Consider the following 1,013-nt stretch of genomic DNA (forward strand, 5'->3'; position numbering starts at 1 on the left):
ATATACATTTCAGCTTCTGGCGGAACTTTACCATATTCTTATTTGTGGTCCATTGGTGATACAACCGAAGATATTGATACTTTAACTGCCGCAACCTATAACGTTACGCTCACGGATAGTAATGGCTGTAATGCTGTTGAAAGTATCATACTTTCTCAACCTGCTGATATCCTTTTAACTATGATCGTAGATAGTAATGTAACTTGTAACGGGGGTGCAGATGGCGGGGCAACAGTAACCTTATCGGGTGGTACGTCCCCCTACGATTATAGTTGGTCAAGTGGTGATAGTACCCTGGGAACTGCAGATACTTTCAATAGTGTAAGTGGTTTAGCTGCCGGAACTTATACCGTTGTAGTAACTGATACGAACGGATGTATAGATTCTATACTAGTAACCATTACAGAACCACTGGTAATAACAACTTCAACATCAGCATCCATCTGCCAGGGCGATAGCATGCTGCTGCCTGGTGGTTCATACGCAGCAATAGCAGGCGTCTATATAGACACGCTAACCACCCTAACCGGATGCGACAGCGTTATCGCAACTACCATATCCGTTGATTCCATTTACAATATTCCTGCTTCTGCTGCCATCTGCCAGGGCGATAGCATCCAGTTACCGGGCGGATCGTGGGTAACGACAGCAGGTATATACAACGATACGCTGACCACCATTGCCGGATGCGACAGCGTTATCACTACCACCGTTACTGTTGATTCGGTTTACTTTATTGCTGCCTCCGCATCCATTTGCCAGGGCGACAGCATACAGTTACCGGGTGGGTCGTGGGCAACAACAGCAGGCATATACAACGATACGCTGACCACCATTGCCGGATGTGACAGCGTTATCGCAACTACCATATCTGTTGATTCCATTTACAATATTGCTGCTTCTGCTTCTATCTGCCAGGGCGACAGCATACAACTACCTGATAGTTCATGGGTAACATCAGCAGGCGTCTATAACGATACGTTAACCACCATAGCCGGATGCGACAGCGTTAT

The 1,013-nt window shown here is 46.3% G+C and carries 1 pseudogene (running past one end of the window); it reads left to right on the plus strand.

The window, feature by feature from the left end:
- A pseudogene (locus FVQ77_15135) lies at positions 1–1,013 on the plus strand (T9SS type B sorting domain-containing protein); it runs 1,828 nt beyond the window's last position.

It is taken from the genome of Cytophagales bacterium (assembly GCA_019456305.1).
Taxonomy (GTDB): domain Bacteria; phylum Bacteroidota; class Bacteroidia; order Cytophagales; family VRUD01; genus VRUD01.